At 38.1% G+C, this 20,009-nt stretch carries 20 protein-coding genes and 1 pseudogene; 8 read left to right on the plus strand and 13 right to left on the minus strand.

Going from position 1 to position 20,009, the window contains the following annotated elements; genetic code table 11:
* Positions 1-8: 8 nt before the first annotated feature.
* On the minus strand, positions 9-692 hold the full coding sequence (locus tag DX522_RS10085) for a vancomycin high temperature exclusion protein (protein WP_410002739.1): 684 nt from the start codon (positions 690-692) through the stop codon (positions 9-11).
* 172 nt (positions 693-864) lie between these two features.
* Here DX522_RS10085 and DX522_RS10090 point away from each other — a divergent pair, with 172 nt between their 5' ends.
* The gene (locus tag DX522_RS10090) at positions 865-1,950 is read left to right on the plus strand and encodes a homoserine O-acetyltransferase (RefSeq protein WP_049362868.1); all 1,086 of its coding nucleotides are present in this window, start codon (positions 865-867) and stop codon (positions 1,948-1,950) included.
* A gap of 45 nt (positions 1,951-1,995) precedes the next feature.
* On the opposite strand, the gene DX522_RS10095 is transcribed toward DX522_RS10090, so the two are convergent.
* Positions 1,996-2,550 carry a nitroreductase family protein gene (locus tag DX522_RS10095; protein ID WP_049362870.1) on the minus strand — a complete coding sequence of 185 codons (555 nt, stop codon included), beginning with the start codon at positions 2,548-2,550 and terminating at the stop codon, positions 1,996-1,998.
* Between the two features lie 110 nt (positions 2,551-2,660).
* On the opposite strand from DX522_RS10095, the gene sppA reads away from it, so the two are divergent.
* Complete coding sequence (gene sppA / locus DX522_RS10100; protein ID WP_115180694.1) at positions 2,661-4,523, plus strand: signal peptide peptidase SppA; 1,863 nt, start codon at positions 2,661-2,663, stop codon at positions 4,521-4,523.
* A 61-nt stretch (positions 4,524-4,584) separates the two neighbouring features.
* Here the strand turns inward: sppA and DX522_RS10105 are convergent, their stop codons facing one another.
* From DX522_RS10105 to DX522_RS10130, 6 genes and pseudogenes are all read right to left on the minus strand, one after another.
* Positions 4,585-5,517, minus strand: coding sequence for a bile acid:sodium symporter family protein (locus DX522_RS10105; RefSeq protein WP_115180695.1), 933 nt, complete (start codon positions 5,515-5,517; stop codon positions 4,585-4,587).
* 95 nt (positions 5,518-5,612) lie between these two features.
* Entirely contained in the window at positions 5,613-6,416 is an 804-nt protein-coding gene (locus tag DX522_RS10110) for an ATP-binding cassette domain-containing protein (RefSeq protein WP_115180696.1), read from the minus strand.
* Positions 6,416-7,470, minus strand: a pseudogene (locus DX522_RS10115) (oligopeptide/dipeptide ABC transporter ATP-binding protein). The gene DX522_RS10110 and the pseudogene DX522_RS10115 overlap by 1 nt, the downstream one beginning before the upstream one ends.
* Before the next feature lie 3 nt (positions 7,471-7,473).
* Positions 7,474-8,361: an ABC transporter permease subunit gene (locus DX522_RS10120; protein WP_115180697.1), complete on the minus strand. Its 888-nt coding sequence runs from the start codon at positions 8,359-8,361 to the stop codon at positions 7,474-7,476.
* Complete coding sequence (locus tag DX522_RS10125; RefSeq protein WP_115180698.1) at positions 8,351-9,316, minus strand: ABC transporter permease; 966 nt, start codon at positions 9,314-9,316, stop codon at positions 8,351-8,353. The genes DX522_RS10120 and DX522_RS10125 overlap by 11 nt, the downstream gene beginning before the upstream one ends.
* Positions 9,316-11,016 (minus strand): ABC transporter substrate-binding protein, encoded by a 1,701-nt coding sequence (locus tag DX522_RS10130; protein ID WP_115180699.1) that lies wholly within the window; start codon positions 11,014-11,016, stop codon positions 9,316-9,318. The genes DX522_RS10125 and DX522_RS10130 overlap by 1 nt, the downstream gene beginning before the upstream one ends.
* An 88-nt stretch (positions 11,017-11,104) precedes the next feature.
* Between DX522_RS10130 and DX522_RS10135 the strand changes: the two genes are divergently transcribed.
* The 4 genes from DX522_RS10135 to DX522_RS10150 all read left to right on the plus strand — a co-directional run bounded on the left by DX522_RS10135 (position 11,105) and on the right by DX522_RS10150 (position 14,435).
* On the plus strand, positions 11,105-12,514 hold the full coding sequence (locus tag DX522_RS10135) for a YcjX family protein (RefSeq protein ID WP_115180700.1): 1,410 nt from the start codon (positions 11,105-11,107) through the stop codon (positions 12,512-12,514).
* Positions 12,515-12,622: 108 nt separating this feature from the next.
* On the plus strand, positions 12,623-13,183 hold the full coding sequence (sodC, locus tag DX522_RS10140; RefSeq protein WP_115180701.1) for a superoxide dismutase family protein: 561 nt from the start codon (positions 12,623-12,625) through the stop codon (positions 13,181-13,183).
* A 92-nt stretch (positions 13,184-13,275) separates the two neighbouring features.
* Complete coding sequence (locus DX522_RS10145; protein ID WP_115179798.1) at positions 13,276-13,629, plus strand: helix-turn-helix domain-containing protein; 354 nt, start codon at positions 13,276-13,278, stop codon at positions 13,627-13,629.
* Entirely contained in the window at positions 13,617-14,435 is an 819-nt protein-coding gene (locus DX522_RS10150; RefSeq protein ID WP_262054302.1) for an IS3 family transposase, read from the plus strand. Before DX522_RS10145 ends, DX522_RS10150 begins: the two co-directional genes overlap by 13 nt.
* Before the next feature lie 43 nt (positions 14,436-14,478).
* Here the strand turns inward: DX522_RS10150 and DX522_RS10155 are convergent, their stop codons facing one another.
* From DX522_RS10155 to DX522_RS10170, 4 genes are read right to left on the minus strand one after another with little or no spacing between them, the layout of a single operon-like run.
* A complete protein-coding gene (locus DX522_RS10155) occupies positions 14,479-15,024 on the minus strand; it encodes a hypothetical protein (RefSeq protein WP_049362886.1) in 546 nt (181 codons plus the stop codon).
* A 22-nt stretch (positions 15,025-15,046) separates the two neighbouring features.
* Positions 15,047-15,325 (minus strand): heavy-metal-associated domain-containing protein, encoded by a 279-nt coding sequence (locus DX522_RS10160; RefSeq protein WP_115180702.1) that lies wholly within the window; start codon positions 15,323-15,325, stop codon positions 15,047-15,049.
* 8 nt (positions 15,326-15,333) lie between these two features.
* Positions 15,334-15,696 carry a mercuric transporter MerT family protein gene (locus DX522_RS10165; RefSeq protein WP_262054214.1) on the minus strand — a complete coding sequence of 121 codons (363 nt, stop codon included), beginning with the start codon at positions 15,694-15,696 and terminating at the stop codon, positions 15,334-15,336.
* Positions 15,671-16,777 carry a transglutaminase-like domain-containing protein gene (locus tag DX522_RS10170; protein ID WP_115180703.1) on the minus strand — a complete coding sequence of 369 codons (1,107 nt, stop codon included), beginning with the start codon at positions 16,775-16,777 and terminating at the stop codon, positions 15,671-15,673. The genes DX522_RS10165 and DX522_RS10170 overlap by 26 nt, the downstream gene beginning before the upstream one ends.
* Before the next feature lie 181 nt (positions 16,778-16,958).
* Between DX522_RS10170 and DX522_RS10175 the strand changes: the two genes are divergently transcribed.
* Positions 16,959-18,026, plus strand: coding sequence for a TIGR01620 family protein (locus DX522_RS10175; protein WP_115180704.1), 1,068 nt, complete (start codon positions 16,959-16,961; stop codon positions 18,024-18,026).
* A 49-nt stretch (positions 18,027-18,075) separates the two neighbouring features.
* Here the strand turns inward: DX522_RS10175 and prfB are convergent.
* Positions 18,076-19,174, minus strand: a protein-coding gene (prfB, locus tag DX522_RS10180; protein ID WP_115180921.1) for a peptide chain release factor 2 whose coding sequence is annotated in 2 segments (ribosomal slippage) — positions 18,076-19,098 and positions 19,100-19,174 — 1,098 coding nt in all. Because the reading frame shifts where the segments join, the coding sequence is not laid out codon by codon here.
* A gap of 129 nt (positions 19,175-19,303) precedes the next feature.
* Here prfB and dsbC point away from each other — a divergent pair.
* Positions 19,304-19,990, plus strand: a complete 687-nt coding sequence (gene dsbC / locus DX522_RS10185) for a bifunctional protein-disulfide isomerase/oxidoreductase DsbC (protein ID WP_115180705.1) — start codon at positions 19,304-19,306, stop codon at positions 19,988-19,990.
* The last annotated feature ends 19 nt before the right edge of the window (positions 19,991-20,009 follow it).

A 20,009-nucleotide genomic window follows, 5' to 3' on the forward strand; every position in this document is an offset into this window, starting at 1 on the left:
ATCATTAACTATTCAGCAGGCATAGGCAAGGGTTCTGGGGCGCCAAGAAAATAAGGTTTTACACCAATAATTAAGTCTAATACGGCTTTTACGCGAGCAAACATTTCGCGGACACGCGTTCCAAAATAAACTTTAGGCTGTTTCGCGGTGAAACAAATAGCATCAATATCGTAATGTTTCGCAATAAGCAGAGCTCGTTCACAATGGAATTTTTGACTGATGATCGTAAAGGAGGGAACTTGGAAGACTTTATTTGCTCGCACAACAGAATCTAAGGTGCGGAATCCTGCAAAATCTTTAAACATGACACTTTCAGACACACCCATTTTGCGGAGATCCAGAAACATGGTACGTGGCTCGTTATATTGAATCGTTCGGTTATCGCCACTTAGCAGTAAATAATCAACTTTATTTTGATCGATTAAGCTTTTTGATGCTTCTAAACGGTAGTCGTAATATTTGTTGGTTTTACCTTTGGCTATATATTTTGATGTGCCCAATACTAATGCATAGTGACGATGTGGGAGCGTTTTAATGTCTTCATAAACGCGATCCTGTACATAGAAACTCACAGCGCGATCAATGATGAAGCAACCAATCAACACAAATAACCCTAACCCCAAGGCGTAGCCAAGGAGTTTTTTCAGAGGAAGGCGTGAGGGCCATGAAAGTAAGGTCTTTTTTGACAGCATTTTAGATAGTTGCATATAGCTAACATACTGAAAAATCAAAATAATTTCAAGTGTAATTTGGTTATCAAATTAACAAGGAAATATTTAGACGTCTAAACGTCTAAAATTTCTTGACAAAAAATATGAGCTGTTGATAATTGGTAAATCATTAACGTAAAAGGTTATCATTTTAATGGCTGTGCAAAATGTCGTGCTTTTTCAAGACAATCCCCTCCAATTAACATTGGGTGGACAGCTTTCGCCTATTAATGTCGCGTATCAAACTTACGGGACTTTAAATGCAGATAAAAGTAATGTTGTATTAATTTGTCATGCTTTAACGGGAGATGCAGAACCTTATTTTGATGAACCTAATAAAAATGGTTGGTGGCAAAATTTTATGGGTGATGGCCTCGCATTTGATACATCTAAATACTTTTTTATTTGTTCAAATGTATTGGGCGGGTGTAAAGGGACGACGGGACCAAGCTCAATTAATCCCACTACGGGAAAGCCTTATGGTAGCCAGTTCCCGAATATTATTGTTCAAGATATTATCAAAGTACAAAAAGCTTTACTTGACTATCTCGGCATTAGGCATTTGAAAGCGATAGTAGGTGGTTCTTTTGGTGGTATGCAAGCGACACAATGGGCAATTGATTACCCAGATTTTATGGATAACATTGTGAATCTTTGCTCTTCGATTTTTTTCAGTGCAGAAGCCATTGGGTTTAATCATGTGATGCGTCAGGCTGTTATTAATGACCCCAATTTTAATAATGGTGATTATTATGAAGGGGCTCCACCTAATCAAGGACTTTCTATTGCTCGTATGTTGGGAATGTTAACCTATCGGACTGATGTACAGTTAGCTAAGGCATTTGGGCGAGCGACTAAATCTGAAGGACAATTTTGGGGTGATCACTTTCAAGTGGAATCCTATTTGAGCTATCAAGGTAAAAAATTCTTAGAGCGTTTTGATGCTAACACCTATTTGCATTTATTGCGTGCTCTCGATCTGTATGATCCTAGTGTAGGGTATACAGATGTAAAAGAAGCCTTATCTCGAATTAAAGCTTGCTATACATTAGTTTCGGTGACGACAGATCAACTATTTAAATCCATTGATTTACATAAAAGTAAACAGCTTTTAGAACAAGCAGGTGTGGATTTAAGATTTTATGAATTCCCATCGGATTATGGTCACGATGCCTTTTTGGTGGATTATACGGCGTTTGAAAATAAAATTAGAAGTGGATTAGAAGGCGAGTCTGAATAAGAACAATAGAAAAGGCGGAAATTTCCGCCTTTTTTGATTTTTTCTTTATAGATGGCTCACGAAACGTGATAAATCTTTTGGTTTACAGTCTCTTTCTAATTTTTCAGCCGCTGTACCAATTTGTAATAAGGCAATAATCTTATCATTTTTACCACAGTCAAATGCTTCACGTAATTCACGCCCCTCAACGAGAGGACCAGTTGCCCAAAAACTTTCAAAACCAAGTGCATTACCCGCAAGTTGAATTGCATAAGTAGCCGCACCCGCAGTAAGCATTTGTTCCCAACCCGGTACTTTTTTCACTTCATGATTAATTTTAGCAATCACCGCAATGACCATCGGCGCACGGCGTGCAAAATTTTCTGCTTTTTTTAATCGTTCTTCACCTAAATTAAATTCAGTCACAGCTGCTTTGAGCAAGCTTTCCAATTTACTTAAACCTGTGCCTTGAATTACCACGAAATGATAAGGTTCAAGTTTACCATGATCAGGGGCATGTAAAGCTGCTTGAAACATTTGTTCTAATTGCACTTGGCTAGGTGCTGGAGCCGTTAATTTTTTATTTGATTTGCGTTGTGTTAAAAGGGTTAATGCATCCATAGTATTTTCCTTCTTCTAGTTAAGTGCGGTTGATTATAACATAGTTTTTCATAGGACTTTATGATAGGCTACGCACAATTTTTATTTTTGTTTTAAAGGTTTAATTTCGAATGAATGTCATCTTAAGCGTATTGAAATTTTGTTGTAAAGCACTCAATTTTATCCGAAATCTTGTGATGAATTTTGTGTTCTTACTGTTTGTTTTAGCGTTGATTGTGCTTGCCAGCCTTTTTAGTGATGGTAAGAAAAACCAAGTTTTATCGGGCGATCAAGGCGCATTATATTTAAATTTAACAGGCTATCTTGCAGATAACACGGAAGATATGCTGAGTTGGCAAGAGGAATTTCAACGTTTAAATAATGAAAAAGTCTCTTATAAATATTCCACTTTTGATGTGGTGCAAAGTATTTTATCTGCGAAAGATGATGAACGTATTCGTGGTTTAGTATTGAATTTAAATGATTTTGAAGGGGGCGATCTTCCATCATTAGAGTATGTAGGAAAAGCGATTCAAAGTTTCAAAGAGTCAGAAAAGCCGGTTATTGCTTATGCCGACAATTACACGCAGGCACAATATTTCCTTGCGAGTTTTGCGGATGACATTTATCTCAATCTGATTGGGCAAGTCGGTATTCAAGGTTTGCGTCAGGAAAATCTTTACTTTAAATCCATGCTCGAAAAACTTGAAATTACACCGCATATTTTCCGTGTAGGGACTTATAAGTCCGCGGTAGAACCGTTCTTGCGTGATGATATGTCGCCAGAAGCAAAAGCGAATATGCAAAAATGGCTTGGTGGTATGTGGCAAAACTATATGCAAACATTAATGGTTAATCGTCATATTACTGCCAATGATGTATTACCGAATGCTCAAAAATACATTAGTGATTTAAAAGCGTTAAAAGGTGATGAAATGGCTTACGTGAAGAAACGTCAGTTAGTGACACAGTTTGCGACTAGATTGGATTTAGATAAAAAATTGACCGCACTTTTCGGTCAAGGTGAAGAGGGTAAAGCCAAATTAGTCGATTTTGAAGATTATTTATCTGATTTAGGCGATCGTTTCTCTGTTGATCCAAATGAAAAAAATATTGTTGCGGTAGTGAATGTCGAAGGGACAATTATTGATGGTGAAAGTGATGAAGAATCTGCAGGTGGCGATACTATTGCGAAGTTATTAAGACAGGCCTACGATAACGAGAAAGTGAAGGCTGTTGTTCTCCGTGTTAACTCACCGGGTGGCAGTGCCTTTGCCTCTGAAATTATTCGCCAGGAAACTGAAAATCTTCAAAAAGCAGGCAAACCTGTTGTAGTATCAATGGGGGGCATGGCAGCTTCTGGTGGTTATTGGATTTCTTCAACTGCCGACTATATCGTGGCTGATAAAAATACGATTACAGGCTCAATCGGGATTTTTGCACTATTCCCAACCTTTGAAAATACAATCAAAAAAATGGGAATGAGTACCGATGGCGTAGCGACAACAGATATCGCAGAAACGTCAGCGTTGAGTCCATTGAGTAAAAATACTCAGGATATTTACCAACTTAGTATTGAAAATGGTTATGATCGTTTCTTAGATGTGGTAAGCCGTGGGCGTCAATTATCAAAAGATAAAGTGGATAAAATTGCTCAAGGCCAAGTTTGGTTAGGACAAGATGCACAGAAAAACGGCTTAGTCGACGAATTAGGTGATATTGATATAGCCATTGATAAAGTGGTCGCGCTAGTCAATCAACATCCTGATAAATACATGGATAATTTTAGTGTGCAATGGTTGGTTGATGAAGATAATAGCTTCTTAGCTAAATTAGATCGCAAGCTTAAACAAAAAGGCCAAGCGTTACTGACAAATTGGTTAGGATTGCCACAGGAAGTTCATCAAGTGAAAAAACAACTGAATGTATTGACTAAATTTAATGATCCAAAAGGGCAGTATTTATATTGTTTAAATTGTGGTTCGGTTAAGTAAAACAATAAAATGTAAAAAGGGCAGAATATAATTTCCGCCCTTATTTTTTTGCCCAAATCGCTTATTTTTCATTTTTGATATTGGAGAAAATATTTGCCAAAATTGGACCTGATACATTGTGCCAGAAACTAAATAAAGCACTTGGTACCGCTGCAATTGGGTTGAAATGTGCGGCAGCCAGTGCGGCTCCTAAACCTGAGTTTTGCATACCCACTTCAATTGCCACCGCTTTGCTATCTGCAGTATTAAGTCTAAATAATTTCGCTGCAAAGTAACCAATTAAATAGCCTAAGCAGTTATGTAAAACCACTACGCTGAAAATTAATAGGCCTGATTCTACGATTTTATCTTTACTTACTGCTACTACCGCTGCAAGGATTAAGACGATAGAGATAACAGAGACTAATGGCATAGTTTGGCTTGCTCGCTCCACTTGTTTTTTGAAGAGCGCGCGAACAACCAAACCTAAGAAAATGGGGAACAATACCATTTTTAGTACAGACATAAACATCGCACCCGCATTAATATCTAACCATTGACTTGCTAACACATAGAAAATAGCAGGCGTTAATAATGGTGAAAGTAATGTTGAAATTGTTGTACATGCGACAGAAAGTGCTGTGTTACCTCTCGCTAAGTAAGTCATTACGTTTGATGACGTTCCCCCCGGGCAAGCTCCCACAAGAATGACCCCGACCGCTAAATCAGCAGGCAAATCAAAGGCTTTGGCTAATCCAAATGCAATAGCAGGCATAATGATAAATTGACCCGCTACACCAATAAATACAGATTTAGGATGTTTAGCCACTTCACTGAAATCAGCAAAAGTTAAGGTAATCCCCATACCAAACATCACTAAACCTAAAAGGTAAGGAATGTAGGGGGCAAAAATTTTAAATTGTGTAGGGAAGAGAAAGGCGAGAAGAGCAAAAACAATCGCCCATAGTGCGAAAGTTTTGCTCACAAAGTTAGTGAGTTTTAATAACGCTTGCATAGTTGCTTTCCTATTTTGTTAAAAAGAATGAAAAGAGCCGTCAATTTTAAAGACGTTTTTTTGAGATGTCTATGCCTAACTTGTTTGACAGTGAATTAGGAAGTGGTGGTTTGCCAAGCATTTTCATCAAGCAATTGACCAAAATGGCTTTCTACAAGAAGGCGAGTAATATTGTTTTGAGGATTGGTGAAAATCTCTCTTGGTGTACCTGATTCGATAATTTCACCTTCATCCATAACTAGCACCTGATCCGCAATATGTTTGATAATCCCTAAATTTTGTCCAACATAAATATAGGAAATACCTAAATGTTCTTGCAAATCTAAAATTAGATTAAGCAATTGAATACGCACAGAGGCATCTAAGGCACTCAATGCATCATCAATAATAATGATCTCAGGTTGAAGAATCAGTGCACGAGCTAAGGCGATCCGTTGTTTTTGACTGACCGAAAGATGTTTGATTTTCAGATTCGTGTAATCAGGATAAAGCCCTACCAGCGAAAGTGTTTCAAAGATCTTTTCATTACGAGCCTCCTCATCCCAATCGGTAATTAATCGCAGTGGTGCATCTAAGGCTTGTCCAATATTTAGACGCGGATTAAACGCTGAATTAGCATCTTGGAAAACCATTCTGATGTGCTGCGCACGATAGTGAAAATCTTCAAATTGTAACGGTAAATCATTAAATAAGATTTTTCCCGAAGTTGGGAGAGTAATCCCTGCAATCATTTTAACTAAGGTCGATTTACCTGAGCCATTTTTCCCGATAATTGCAAGCGTTTCTTTACGGTTAAGCGTAAAGCTGACGTCTTTTACCGAATAAAACTGCTCGGAGCCAAAAAGCTTGGCTGGTTCATCAAAGGTTTTACTGAGATTTTCCACTTTTAATAATGGCATTATTCGTTTCCTTTTGATTCAGTATTAAGCGTAAGCGGTGAAGTTGCAATTTTATCTTTAAACTGCCGTTCTCGGAGATTAATCGGATGATGGCAGGAAAACTCATGCTGTTTAATGCGATATCGGCTTGGTTTTTGAATACATTCACGCTGAGCAAAAGGACAACGTGGCCCTAAACGACAACCAATAGGCATTTGTTCTAAAATTGGCACAGTGCCTTCTAGAGTCCCTAATTTGCTTTTAAAACCTAGGGACGACTAAAATCCGGCACAGAATAAAGCAATGCTTGCGTATAAGGATGATGGGGCATTTCTAATATTTGGTCAGTCGGACCAGACTCGGTATTTTGCCCACAATAAAGGACGGAAATGCTATCACACCATTCGCTGACACTTTTAAGATCATTACTGGCTAATAAAATTGTCATACCTTGGTTTTGATTCATACTTGAAAGCAAGCGGAAAATTTGCAAGGCTGTGATAGATTCCAAAGAATTAGTGGGCTCATCCGCAATTAATAGGCGTGGTTGATTCGCCACTGCCACGGCGATCATCACTTTTTGCCCTTCACCTTCAGTGAGATCATCTGGATAACTTGCCATAATATCTTTGTGGTCTTTAATCCCTACACGGTGTAGTAATTCAATTGCGCGACGTTTTTTCCAACCAAACCATTGCCACCAACGGCCTTTAAAGGTCCAGTTTGGAATACTTTGGATCAGCTGTTTACCAATTTTTCGACTTGGATCGAGGCTGCTTAATGGATTTTGGAAGATCATTGAAATTTCTTTTCCAACGATTTTTCGGCGTTGATTAGGTGTCAGTTTTAGTAATTCAACATCATTAAAACGAAAACGGTCAGCGGTGACAATCCAGTTTTCTTTGATGGAATTACTGATCACTTTAGCGATTAAACTTTTACCGGAGCCTGATTCACCGACAAGCCCTAGAATTTCCCCTTCATTAAGCGAAAGATTGACGCTGTCCACAATTTTTATGCGGCCGTTTGTTGTTTGAATTTCAATATTAAGATTGCGAATATCTAACAGCGCCATGGGTTACTCGTAATATTTATTGATTGCTTGACACAATCCGTTAGTAAAAATAATGCTTAATAAAATGGTAAAAATAATAGCAAAACCAGGTAATAAAACAGTCCAAGGCGCAAGATAAATTAACTCCAGTGAGTCTTTTATCATTGCCCCCCATTCTGGCATAGGGCGTTGCGCACCAAGAGAAATAAAACTTAGTGCTGTGATATCTAAAATTGCGACCACAAATGCGCGAGCGATTTCTTGCGTATAGATGGCACTAATATTCGGCAAAATTGTGGTTTTTAATAGCTCCCAGTTTGAAATCCCATCTAATCTTAGTAAGAGAACATAGTCTTTCTTCAGCTCTTGTTGAATGGCTTGATAAATGGCATGCACAAAATACGGCAAAATGGCCAGTAGGGTAGCAAACATCGCATTCATTAAGCTTGGTTCCATTAACGTGGAAATAATAATGGCAATCAGCAAAATAGGAATCGATAAAAAAGCATCAAAAAAATGGCCTAAAAAACGCGCTTTAATCCCGTCAGACATACCCGCAAGAATACCTAGTGCGCCCCCAATAATTGCCACAGCGATAACCACCAAAAGGGATGAACCAAGAGTGTATTGTGTCCCCATGATTAATCGACTGAGTACATCTCGACCAAGATCATCCGTACCAAAGAAAAAGGCGATACGACCTTTTTCTACCCAAGATGGTGGCATTAATTCTTCTCCTACAAACTCCATGCTTTCACTATAAGGCATGATTAGCTTCGGGAAAAGAGCGACCAAAATCAGGATAAAAAATAAGTAGAAACTAAATAATGCCACACGATTTTGGCGGAAAAGCAACCAAATTTGCAAGAGGGAGGTGCTTTCACGAAATTTATCAGGTTCTCTATCTTGCATACCAGCCCTTCTTATTAAATGGATCTAACATAAACATCAGCGACTTGACTAAGGTATCAATAATGATGATGCAAACACCGATCACTACGACACCAGCCGAAATACTGTTGTAATCTTGTTGGGTTACGGCATCAATCAGCCAACGCCCGATTCCTGGCCAACCTAAAACGTTTTCTACCAACATACATTGTGTTAATACTAAGGTAAATATGCGAGTAAGCTGTGGAATCAATAATGGAAATGTATTACGAAAAACGTAACGTTTTAAAATCGTCCATTTTGACCATCCACGTGTTACAGCCGCTTTTGCATATTCTTGTTGAAGTAAATAATCAGCTCGTTGCTGAATGATTCGGATGAATTCCATTGTCGGCAGAATACAAAGCACTAATGTCGGTAAGGCTAAATGCTGTAAAACGTTTTGTACGATTTTGGTTCGGTAAGGGACATCAACAAACCACATGTCAATGGTAGGGAAGCCTGTGATAGGTTTGATTTCATACAGCAAATTATACTGCCCGATGGCTGCAATCTCCCAGCTTTGAATCGCGGCCACATAGAGTAAAATCGGGGCAAACCAGAAAATAGGAATAGACAAACCAACATTAGAGATACTTTGCAATGCGCGTGCACAAGGACGCTGATTATAGACAGCACTTGATACGCCGAGAGGAATACCTAAGATGCAAGCCAATAAAAGTGCGGTAAAACAGAGTTCTAATGTGGGTGGCAATACAGTAAAAATTAAATCTTTTAATGATTCTCCGCCGTTATAGGTAATCCCTAAATCGCCCTGTAACAATGATGTAAGGTAATGATAATAAGCACTATAAATGTTACTTGTGACAAGATCTGCATTGAGCGGATCTCGCATTAAAATCACAAAACTTAATACGGATAAAATCAATAATAAAATGCTTACCCAAATGACGTAACGAATTGCTGAAAAGAGCATTATTTTTTCTCCTTATTTTTCATGAAATACAAGGTAGAAAAATTGATGCTACCAAATGGGGTCATTTCAATTCCTTTTACATTACCACGTGCGACTAAAAGTCGTTTTACGTTTGCAATTGGCACAATAGGTAATTCGTTTAAAATGAGCTCTTGTGCATTGTTATACGCTTTAGACCGTTCATATAAATGATTGGTGGATAGTGCGCGATCCATCAGCTTATCGAATTCAGGGTTACACCAATTGGATAGATTAGTGATTTCCTTTTGTGTATCACAACTTAAAATCGGGCGCATAAAACCGTCAGGATCAAGATTTCCAGCAAGCCAACCCGTTAAGATTAAATCGTAATCTTCAGTCCCTTTGCGTAATTGTTCGATTAAAAACGTGCGTGTTACTGACCGCACTTTAACATCCACTCCCGCTTTGGCTAAATCCCATTTGATGAGCTCTGCCATTTTAATTGGTGCAGGGTTATATACTTGCTCTTCGTTTATTACCCACATTTTTAACACAAGTTTTTTATCACGTAACGTTTTTTCCGCTTCAGAGGGCTGATAATCATAAGAAAAATCAGGCGTATTAATCGCAGAAGCCCAAGAAATATCAGGAATAATATTATTCGCTACGGTTGCTGTATTGTGGTAAATATTTCTCACAATTCTAAAACGGTTTAAGCTTTGCGAAATGGCTTGACGAATAGTTTTATTCTGCATTAATGGCTTTTGGAAATTGAAAGCCAAATAGGCCAAGTTCATTCCATCCGTAGATTGCAGATAGTAGCGATCATCTTTTTCACTTAACAAGCCGAGTTGGCTGACTTCGGGATAAGAAGCGATTTGACATTCATTATTAAAGAATTTAATTAAACGTCCTGTGCGATCCGCAGAAAGATCCACAATAATATTTTCAATTTTGGCTTTCTTTTCCCAATAAGCTTCATTGCGTATCAAGCGAACATATTGGTTATAAACGTAATCTTTTACTTGATAAGGGCCCGTGCCTACAGGATGTGTGTCCAATTGGGTGAGGTTATCATCGGCACTTAATTGATATGCATATTCTTGCGAGAAAATAATAGAATATTGACTGGCAAGATGCGACAGAATTGAGGCATCGGGTTCAAACAGTTCAATTTTCACCTGATAAGGATTCGTTGCCGTGATACTTTTAATTTTTTGATTCAGCTTAATACTTTCAAAATACGGAAAGTGTACCTTTTTGGCTTGCTCGTGGAAGATTCTATATTGTGGATTTTTATAAGTTACCACATCATCTGAGAGTGTTGGCAGATAAGTATCATGTCCTAAAACACGATTAATCGAAAAGACCACATCTTCTGCATTAAAGTCACGAGTTGGTGTAAACCACGGAGTACGATGAAATTTCACTCCTTTACGAAGATTAATAAGAATTTCTTTGCCATCAGATGAAATTGAATAGGATTGTGCTAATACTGGAACAAGTGCAGCACTATGATCTTTAATATCAAACAATTTGTTATAAATTTGCTCCGTTACTACATTCATACTGGTACCAGCATCGGCAGTTTGCGGGTTAAAGGAAAAACCCGATGCATTCGTGCAGTATGTTAAGCCGTTTTCTGTCAGCATTTTGGGTATGCTTGGCGCGGCTTGTGCCAGATTCATTTGGCTCAACCCACACAATAAAAAACAAAAAGTGACATTTCGACGTAACATAGCTTTATTATTAAAGACCGTTTTGTGATAAATTGAGTGAATTGTAAAATATCTTGGCAAAAATGGCTAGTTATTGGATTTTTAGGATATGTTTAAATCAATAAATCGGGAAATTAATCAAATAATCAATCGTGGATTTGACCGCACTTTACGTTTAGCTGTGACAGGGCTAAGTCGAAGCGGTAAAACAGCGTTTATTACGAGCTTGATTAATCAATTATTACATATTAATCAAGAGGAAAATGCACATCTTCCTTTATTTGAGGCTGCCCGAAATCAATCTATTTTAGCGGTAAAACGTGTGCCTCAACAGGATTTAAGTATTCCACGTTTTGATTATGAAGCGAATCTCAATGATTTAATGAATAATCCTCCACAATGGTGCCAATCTACTCGAGGCGTGAGTGAAACACGTCTCGCTATTCGTTTTGAACGCCAATCTGGCTTACTTCGCCATTTTAAAGAACGTGGCACATTATACTTGGATATTTTTGATTATCCTGGTGAATGGCTATTGGATTTACCTTTGCTGAATTTAGATTTTCAACAATGGTCACTTGAACAAGCCCAAATTACATCAGGTATTCGTCAACAGTTTGCTCAAGATTGGTTGGATGAATTGAAAAAGCTCGACCTAAGTGCGGTCGTCAATGAAGATGTTTTAGCGCAGATTGCAAAATCTTACACCGATTATTTGCTTGCCTGCAAAGCAGAAGGAATGCAATTTATTCAACCAGGACGGTTTGTCTTGCCTGGAGAATTAGAAGGTGCACCTGTTTTGCAATTTTTTCCGTTATTGCATTTGTCGGAAGAACAATGGCAAAAACTGAAAAGAGAAGCGAAATCTAATAGCTATTTTGCCGTGTTGAATAAGCGATACGATTATTATCGTAATAAGGTGGTGAAAGGCTTTTATGAAAATTATTTTTCTACTTTTGATCGCCAAGTAATTTTAGCGGATTGCTTAACGCCACTAAATCATAGTCAACAAGCCTTTATCGATATGCAAACAGGGCTTAATCAGCTTTTCAAAAATTTCCATTATGGCAAACGCAATTTACTCAATCGTTTGTTTTCCCCGAATATTGATAAGCTCATGTTTGTGGCAACAAAAGCCGATCATATCACGACAGATCAAATTCAAAACTTAATTAGTCTGATGCGCCAATTGGTACAAGAGGGTGGTCGTCATGTTGAATTTGAAGGGATTGATACAGAATACACGGCAATTGCTGCGATTCGAGCGACAAAACAAGTTTTAGTTAATCAAAACGGTAAACAAATCAAAGCTATTCAAGGAGTACGTTCTGTAGATAAGCAACTTATTACGCTTTATCCGGGTTCTGTTCCAAGTAAACTACCTAATGCAGAGTTCTGGTCAAAACAATCTTTTGATTTTGATTCCTTTGAACCTCAAGTTTTACAACAGGGTGAAAGCATCCCGCATTTAAGAATGGATGCAGTATTGCAGTTTTTATTGGCGGACAGATTTGATTGATAGAAAAATTAAATCAATTTAATTGTCAAATATTTAATATAAATACTATTTTTTTATTGGTATTTAGGTAGAATTAATTTGAGTCTTTCTAAAGTAAAGGAGCTTATGATGAAAATGAAAACTCTCTTAGCATTAGCTATCAGCGGAATTTGTGCTGCTGGCGTGGCAAATGCACATGACCATATGGCAAAACCAGCAGGTCCTTCAATCGAAGTAAAAGTACAACAATTAGATCCTGCAAATGGTAATAAAGATGTAGGGACTGTAACTATTACCGAATCAAATTATGGTTTAGTGTTTACACCAAATCTACAAGGTTTAGCTGAAGGTTTACATGGTTTCCACATCCATGAAAATCCAAGCTGTGAGCCAAAAGAAAAAGAGGGTAAATTGACAGCTGGTTTAGGCGCAGGCGGTCACTGGGATCCTAAAGGTGCAAAACAACACGGTTACCCATGGCAAGATGATGCACACTTAGGTGATTTACCTGCATTAACTGTATTACATGATGGTACAGCGACTAACCCTGTTTTAGCACCACGTCTCAAACATTTAGATGATGTTCGCGGTCACTCTATTATGATCCATGCTGGTGGCGATAATCACTCCGATCATCCAGCTCCACTTGGCGGTGGCGGTCCACGTATGGCATGTGGCGTGATTAAATAAGTCGATTTTTTGAAACGAAAAGTGCGGTGAAATTTGATCTGCACCCCAAAAGTTAGACTCAACAAACCAACAATTGAGGTGCAGATTTTTTTATGGGTAAACACTACACAATCGAATTTAAATTACAGGTTATTCAACCTATTTTGAATGAGAAAATGAGTATTAGAGAAGCCGCGCGTTTTTACAATATTCCCTCCAACACCCTAGTCGGGACATGGTTGAAACGGTTTGAAAAAAGTGGCATAAAAGGACTGATTCCCCGTAAACCATCAGGACGACCGCCAATGAAACCCAAATATGCCAGAATGCCACCGCCACCCAAAACTGAAGAAGACCGTTTACGCCTGAGAATTTTACAGCTTGAAGCGGAGGTAGCCTACCTAAAGGAGTTGAGAAGGCTCAGACTTCAGGACGAAGCCGAGCAACGGAAATTATCCAAAGGTTAAGAACACGCTATCCGTTAAAATGGCTTTTAGGTTTTGCACAGTTAGCGCGTAGTACGTTTTTTGCTAAACTTCAGATTAAACCGGATAAGGATGAGCAGCTGAAAAAGGCCATTAAACGCATCAAAGCCAATCATCCTGATTATGGCTACCGACGAGTTCATGCCAGCTTGCCAGGCGTGAATCATAAAAAAGTTCAACGTTTAATGCAGACACTTGGGCTTCAAGTGCAGTCAAGAAAAAGCAAGAAATTTACCACCTATCGAGGCACGATAGGGGTGATTGCACCGAATCATCTTGAACGCGATTTTAGTGCAACGGCCCCGAAACAAAAATGGGTGACCGATATCACAGAGTTTAAGGCGAAAGATGGGAGTAAAGTCTATTTATCTCCAATTTTAGACTTATTTAACAATGAGATAGTCTCATATAATCTCAGCTATTCCCCAAACTGGGCGCAAGTAGAGGACATGTTAATGCAAGCCGTCAAAGGATTAAATAAAGCTTGTGGTGTCATTTTGCATTCAGACCAAGGCTGGCAATATCAAATGGTAGCTTATCGTCGAATCTTGGCTGAACATGGCATCATTCAAAGTATGTCGAGAAAAGGGAATTGCTTAGATAACGCCGCAATGGAAAGTTTCTTTGGACGATTAAAAACAGAATGTTTTTATGGTCGGGAATTTAAAACAAAAGAAGAGATAGTTGATGCTGTCAGAGATTATTTGGATTACTATAATCACCGACGGATTCAACTAAAATTAAAAGGACTGAGTCCGATACAATATCGAAAACAATCCTTTAAATAGCAGTCTAACTTTTTGGGGTCAGATCAAATTTCACCGCACTTTTTTATGGTATTCTCCGACTGCCAAGGCTCTCACTGTTTCTTTCAATTTCTTTACTTTCTTGTTCATTTAAAATTTCATAAACGTGATATGAATTAATAATCTCATAATCTTTTCCTGCATGAGCTACAAACTTACTTGAACTTACATGTTCGTAACAAGTTTTAAAAAACCATGCCTCATCACAATATATACTTTTTGTATTTGGTAAGATTACTTCACTCTCAGCTGGTATAATAAATTCCCGATAACTTTTTTCTGCATATTTTTTGTAAAGCTTAGGTTTATTTGGCATGCCAAGAGAAATAATCTCCTTATCTGCTACATATCCATCAAGTAGAAATACTTTAAAGCCATATTCTTTATATTTTCCATTCTCTACTACTTTGAAATTCGTATATGATTGTCGTTGCTCCCCTTTTTCTCGTTCGAGAATGACTCTAATTCTTGCATGTTTTTGTGGGTTGTATTGAGTTATAGGTGGTCTAGTTACAATTTCAGCACAGCCAATGATAAGAAAGCTTAAAAATAAAATGAGATAATTTTTCATACTTTTTAGATAAGTGTATAATTTATTTAACCACTTCCGTTGTATATTCCAATTTATGAATTGCATTAATCAATTGCTCATCAGGAACTTTTGGATCTTCTACAACAGTCACAGTTCTATCTTTAATGGAGGCTTTAGTGGAAATCACGCCATCAATATTTCGTAACTCTTTATTCACTAAGTAAGCGCAAAGCTGGCAATTCATTTCTTTTACTTTTAGCACAATTTGTTTGGTTTCATTCGCATGGGCGAAAGAAATGGCAAACAGAGAAAGCAAAAGTGCGGTACATAATTTCTTCATTTTTATTCCTAATTTGCTAATTCTAAAATCCAAGGCAAAATTGTTGGGTAGGTTAAGAAAAAAATCATCACGATAAATACAATCCAATATAAAACGATGAGTTTTTTACGGGAAATATATTTGCTACAAATGATTTTTTTGGAAAACATCAATAGCCAAAATCCATAGGCAAAGGCGGATAATGAAATAATAAGCATAGGAATACGCAAATAATCATATTGACCCAAGCCAATCAACCAAGTGGATGACACACCAAATACTAAATAGATTAAAGGCGCAATACAACACAATGTTGAAGCCACCGCAGCACTTAGCGCGGTGGCAATCGCAACCCAAAAAGATTTATTAGAGCTTTTTAGAGACGTAGTCATATTTAAATTCTTTTGGATCAAATGAATTTAACGGGTCACCACCGATTTCGGCATACGGATAGCCAAAGTTATTGAGTGGGGCCAGTTCTGGTTGCGGATATAAATCGAAGTCACGAGCATGGTTAAAGCCAACCCAGTTTGCTTCCCAGTTACCGAATAAGTATTTGGCAACGGCTTGTGTATCCTTATCGTCAACCGATTTTTTCTCCGCTAAACGCATTTTTGCCACGTCTGCAGAATCAACAGGCACCCAGCCGAATCCTGCAAGATAGAATTCTGCACGACAATGCTGACCACCACTTACGTTTGCTACGCCATGCTCATCCGCGCTACCGAATGCACCTTTGGAATATTTACCCATTTTGTCTGCGGCACCTAAACGAACACCAAAGATCTCACGAGCAGGAATACCAGATGCACGAGCTAATGCTACAAATACAGAGTTAATATCGGTACATTTACCTTTTAACACACCAGTAGTTAGAATTTTTTCTACATCACCATCACCACAGCCTAAAACAGAATTATCACGTTCCATATTGTTGACGATCCATTGGTGAATCAACTCAGCTTTTTTCAATGGATTGGTTTCAGTGCCTACAATCTTATCGGCGAACTGTTTCACAATACCATCTGTTTTAATATGTTGAGTCGGTTTTAAATATTCTTGTACATCAACAGAATAGTGAACGTCTTTTGGTGGCTTGTAATTCGTCAACGCACCTTTAATCATTGGTTCACGATCTTTGGTTTCAATCACCATCGTGATTTTTAAATCGCGTTTTTGTGCATCTTTATCCCAAGTTGCAAAGAGCGTTTTCGCACCATATTTGTTGTTTTCCGTTACATAGGCATCCAAATAGTTACCTTCGAAATGGATAGATTTTACTTCTTGATACTCGCCATTAAACGGTAAAGGCACCCACAGATTCGCTTGACCTTGTGAACCTTTTGGCGCAACTAAGTCATAAGTTTGAGTGAATTCATACAGATGAGAATCGGTATTGTAGTTTGGAATGTCGGTATTGGCGTAAGCCATGGAACATGCGGAGAGCACCGCAGTGGCGATAAGTTTCTTCATGAAAAGATCCTTCTAGTTAGTTAACAGTTAAAACTTAACACATTAGATAAACTAATTGTGGACAATGGCTATAGTAGCTCATTTTATTTTCTAGTCAATATTGCTTTTTTATTTCAGCCATTTAAGATTTGCTAAAGAAATTCGAAGTAAAATACCGTTTCTATTTTTATTGGACAGAATAATGACAAAACAAATTTTCACACAATCCCAACAAGTCGAAGAGGAAGAAATTCTACCTAAGCAAGAATTTCATAATGTTGAAACCAGCATTGATAACGAACCTTTAGAAGGGGAGTTGTTGGACGAGCAATTTGAGCAAATTGTGAAGCCTAAATCCAGTGGTTGGAAAACGGCTTTGAAATTGACCGCACTTTTATTTTTAGGGGCGACGGTTGCGCAATCTGTTCAATGGATTTGGGATAGTTATCAAAACCAACAATGGATTTACCTTGCTTTTGCCTTGGTGAGTTTTGTCATTGTGTTGTTTGGTTTATCTGAAATCATCGCAGAATGGCGACGTTTGGTGAAACTCAAAAAGCGTTTGAATTTACAAGAACAAAGTCAGCGATTAATAGGTGAAAGTGCGGTTAAAAATCATCAAGTTTTTTCTGAACAGGATAGCGAGAAAGGAAGAGCCTTGTGTTTATCGATTGCCGATACCTTAAAATTGGATTCGCAACATCCCGCAATAGTCCAATGGGAAAAACAGTTGAATGAAAGTTATTTAGCTCGTGAAGTTACCCATTTATTTAGTAAGACAGTGTTACAGTCTTTTGATAACAAAGCGAAAAAACTGATTACTAAAATGGCAGCAGAATCCGCAGTGATTGTGGCAATCAGTCCTTTAGCCATTATTGATATGTTTTTTATTGCGTGGCGCAATATTCGTTTAATCAATAAAATTGCAGCGATTTATGGGATTGAGCTAGGATATTTTACTCGTCTTCGTTTGCTCAGAATGGTGTTCGTGAATCTTGCTTTTGCTGGTGCAACGGAGATTGTGCAGGATTTAGGCATGGATTGGCTTTCGCAAGATATTACCGCAAAACTTTCTGCACGCGCTGCGCAGGGGATTGGCGTGGGATTATTGACAGCTCGATTGAGTATTAAGGCTATGGAGTTTTGTCGCCCATTGGCATTTGAAAAGTCAGAAAAACCAAAACTTTCTCATGTGCAAAAAGAATTGCTGACGGTGATGAAAGATACTGTACTAGGTAAGAATAAACTGAAAGAAAAAGAAGAAGTGTAATAAAAAAGTGCGGTTAAAATTGACCGCACTTGTTGTATAAAGGATATGATTAAAGTCCCGCTTTCAAGCTTGCTTCAATAAAGCGATCGAGATCGCCATCCAGTACGGCTTGTGTATTACGATTTTCAACGCCTGTGCGGAGATCCTTAATACGTGCATCATCTAACACATAAGAACGAATTTGGCTACCCCAACCGATATCAGATTTATTATCTTCCATCGCTTGTTTGTCTGCATTTTTCTTTTGTAACTCAAGCTCATACAATTTCGCTTTTAACTGCTTCATGGCTTGATCTTTATTTTTGTGTTGAGAACGATCGTTTTGACATTGCACGACAATCCCACTTGGCATGTGAGTAATACGCACCGCACTTTCAGTTTTATTGACGTGCTGACCTCCCGCACCAGATGCACGATAAACGTCAATACGTAAATCAGCCGGATTGATTTCAATATCAATGTCGTCATCAATTTCAGGATAAACGAAAGTCGCTGCAAATGATGTATGGCGACGGTTATTAGAGTCGAATGGACTTTTGCGCACTAAACGATGAATACCGGTTTCCGTACGTAACCAACCGAAAGCATATTCGCCACTGACACGAATCGTCGCTGATTTTAAACCTGCGACATCGCCATCAGAGACTTCCATTAATTCTGTTTTAAAGCCTTTGCTTTCAGCCCAACGGAGGTACATGCGAAGTAACATTTCCGTCCAGTCTTGCGCTTCTGTACCACCGGAACCTGCTTGTAAATCGACATAACAATCACACGCATCGTGTTCACCGCTAAACATGCGGCGGAATTCTAATTTTGCGAGTTGTTGTTCAAGCTCATTTAATTCAGCAACGGCTTCATTGAAGGTCTCTTCATCTTCCGCTTCAACGGCTAATTCAAGCAACCCTTCAACATCCTCTAGACCTTGTTCTAAATTCTTGATGGTATTAACCACTTGTTCAAGTGAAACACGTTCTTTCCCGAGTGCTTGGGCTTTTTCAGGCTCGTTCCACACATCGGGTTGTTCTAATTCGGCATTCACTTCTTCTAAACGCTCAACTTTTGCGTCGAAGTCAAAGATACCCCCGAAGCACAGAAGTGCGCTCGGAAAGGTCGGTGATTTTGTTTTTGATTGGATTGATTTCAAACATAATAAATAAACCTCTATAAACGGCAGAAGTATAAGTCATTTTCAGTTTTTTGGGTAGTTTGGCTTGCACAAATTATCGATCCATTTATAATTCTATTCCTCGTTGTTTAGATATATTTAGGAATAAAAAATGAAGAAATTATTAACCGCACTTTTAATCACCGCTTCTGCTACCGCAATGGCGAGTGATGCTGATATTAAATCGAAATTACAAGCATTAGGTGCAAAAAATATTGAAGTGAAAGATTCACCGGTAAAAGGCCTTAAAACAGCCGTGACTGATCAAGGCATTTTATACGTGAGCGAAAATGGTCAATATGTTTTGCAAGGCAAAATGTATGAATTAACAAATAAAGGCCCGGTTGACGTGGCAGGTAAGTTTTTAGCGGATAAAGTGAATGAATTAAAAAGCGAAATGATCGTTTATTCTGCAAAAAATGAAAAATATGTTGTGACTGTATTCATGGATATCACTTGTCATTATTGCCATATCCTTCATCAACAACTGAAAGAATATAATGATTTAGGTATTACTGTTCGTTATCTTGCATTCCCACGTGGTGGTATGAATGAAACCGCTCGCCAAATGGAAGCAATTTGGACATCGAAAGATCCTGTATTTGCATTGAACGAAGCAGAAAAAGGTAACTTACCGAAAGAATTGAAAACCCCTAATATTGTAAAAAAACACTATGATTTAGGTATACAACTTGGTGTGAAAGGTACGCCAAGTATTGTGACTTCAACAGGTGAAATGCTTGGCGGGTATTTAAAACCTCAAGATTTATTAGCTGTGTTACAAGAATCAGCACAATAATTATTAGTAGTGAGGGCGT

The sequence above is a fragment of the Haemophilus parainfluenzae genome, assembly GCF_900450995.1.
Classification (GTDB): Bacteria; Pseudomonadota; Gammaproteobacteria; order Enterobacterales; family Pasteurellaceae; genus Haemophilus_D; species Haemophilus_D parainfluenzae_O.